This window comes from Candidatus Eisenbacteria bacterium (genome assembly GCA_035712145.1).
GTDB lineage: Bacteria > Eisenbacteria > RBG-16-71-46 > RBG-16-71-46 > RBG-16-71-46 > DASTBI01.
In genome coordinates this window covers 1-2,041 of sequence record DASTBI010000155.1, presented here as the reverse complement: position 1 = coordinate 2,041, position 2,041 = coordinate 1, and the positions used below count along the sequence as shown (strand labels likewise).

General features: G+C 62.8%; 3 protein-coding genes. 2 read left to right on the top strand and 1 reads right to left on the bottom strand.

Annotation, left to right across the window (positions count from 1 at the left end):
* Positions 1–378: hypothetical protein (locus VFQ05_09630; protein ID HET9327020.1), on the bottom strand; the 378-nt coding region annotated here is incomplete at its 3' end.
* A 419-nt stretch (positions 379–797) separates the two neighbouring features.
* On the opposite strand from VFQ05_09630, the gene VFQ05_09625 reads away from it, so the two are divergent.
* Together VFQ05_09625 and VFQ05_09620 are read left to right on the top strand one after the other, a co-directional pair.
* Entirely contained in the window at positions 798–1,202 is a 405-nt protein-coding gene (locus VFQ05_09625) for a VOC family protein (GenBank protein ID HET9327019.1), read from the top strand.
* A gap of 98 nt (positions 1,203–1,300) precedes the next feature.
* The coding region (locus VFQ05_09620; protein HET9327018.1) for a serine/threonine-protein kinase at positions 1,301–2,041 on the top strand (741 nt) is incomplete at its 3' end.

Below are 2,041 nucleotides of genomic sequence, written 5' to 3'. Positions count from 1 at the left end.
GACCGGGAAGTCCGAATCCGGGTACTGCTCTTCGCGGGTGATCGGATACTCGTTCAGGACGACACGGTCCGAGCCCGGTCCCAACGGCCGGAGACGAATCGGTGTCAGGCTGTGATGATGCCGATGCCCCTTTGCGAATCGTTGCAGCCACCAGACCGTTACGCCGTGAAGAACATAGCGATGGAAAAACCATTCAAAGAACGCGATGAACAGGTGCATCCCGAGGAAGACCAGCAAGAAGCCCGACACTCCAGCGGCCACGTTCATCGCCCAGAGGTTCGGGAAGAACGCGCGAAAGGCGAGAACCAGAAGCACCAACTGGATGGTGACAAGGGCCGCGAAACGGGCTATCGAGAAGCGCCTACGGGATTTGAGCACGCGGCCACTCGCAATTTGCCGTTGTCAAACTACGTTTCACGCTTGGGACGCCGCCTTAGGCTGGGGTTGATCAGGCCACCCATGGGTCTGTCAGACTGTTCAGCGTAAGCATTGGGGCCCTAACCAGAAGGCGCCCACAACGCACTGATGGTAGGAAGCTGGTTCTTGGGAACCAGGCTCATGCCTTGGAGCGCGGCATGACCGCCCATAAGCATCCTATCCGCCCGCGCACTCGGATGCCAGCCCTGGCTGAGCGGTGCTGCACGATGGGTTAGCGGTCGTACACGGGCTCGGCGAGCAGTGGGATCTCCGGCGACACGACGCCCGGCGCCGACCCGCGGTTTACGTCGCCCCAGTTCTCACCGTAGAGTCCCTGTCTTCACTTGAACTTGCACGTTCACTCACCACCGGAGAGAACAATGGCCGAGACCACTGCCGTGTTGAACGCGACCCACCTAAGCTGCTCGATCACCTGCAAGGATCTCGAGGCATCGATCCGTTTCTACCGCGACGCCATCGGCTTCGAGGTGGCTGAGACGTACGAGAACGAAGGGAAGGTTGTCGCCGCCGACATCGCTGCGGGTGATTGCCGCATCGTCCTCACTCAAGACGACGGCAAGATGGGTTGGGATCGGATCAAGGGACAGGGCTTCTATCTGCAGATCAATGTGGCAGACGCTGCGGATGTCGACGCAACGGCTGCGCGGATCCTGTCAGCGGGCGGGGCGCTGCTGAGTGAGCCGGCGGACCGTGAGTGGGGTGTACGGATGTTCCAGTTCAAGGATCTGGACGGGTTCAAGCTTGGCGTGTCCACGCCGCTCTAACTACAGGAGCGGACACGAGCGGGCAGGCTTTGACACGGTTCTCGTAGCCAAGGTCGTAGCCAGTCCATCGACTCGGGCACCTGCGGTAGATTCACGCCATGCAGCTCACACGCGGCACCCGCCTCGGCATCTACGAGATCATCGGCCCGCTCGGCGCCGGCGGCATGGGAGAGGTGTACCGCGCGCGGGATCAGCGCCTCGGCCGCGAGGTCGCGCTCAAGGTTCTGCAGTCCGATCTCGCCTCCGACCCCAATTTCCTCGAACGATTCCGGCGTGAGGCACGCGCCCTCGCGGCGCTCGATCACCCGGGGATCGTCGTCGTGTTCTCGGCCGAGGAGGCAGACGGCTTTCACTTTCTGACGATGCAGCTCGTTGAAGGCCAGTCGCTCGACCGACTCATCCCCGAGGGCGGCATGCCCGTGGACCAACTGCTGAGGATCGCCATCGCGCTGGGGGACGCTCTCGCCGCCGCTCATGACAAGGGCATCCTGCACCGGGACGTGAAGCCCTCCAACGTGGTGCTGACACCTGACGGACGAGCGAAGGTGCTGGACTTCGGGCTCGCTCGATTGGGCGCCATTGCGTCCTCCGGACAGACGACCGTGTCGACGGCATCGACACGCACGGGAGCTGTCTTGGGGACGATCCCTTACATGTCGCCCGAACAATTGACCGGCAGTGAGATCGATCATCGCACCGACATCTTCTCGATGGGGGTACTGCTCTACGAAATGGCGACCGGCCTGCGTCCCTTCAATGGGAGCTCGGAAGCAGAACTCGTGGCCTCGATCCTGCGGGACACGCCCAAACCGCCGCGCGCTCTGCGCCCCGGCCTGCCG

What these genes read in the sequence shown, in the direction of transcription:
- VFQ05_09625 (HET9327019.1), top strand. Translation starts at nt 798, where the DNA reads ATGGCCGAGACCACTGCCGTGTTGAACGCGACCCACCTAAGCTGCTCG.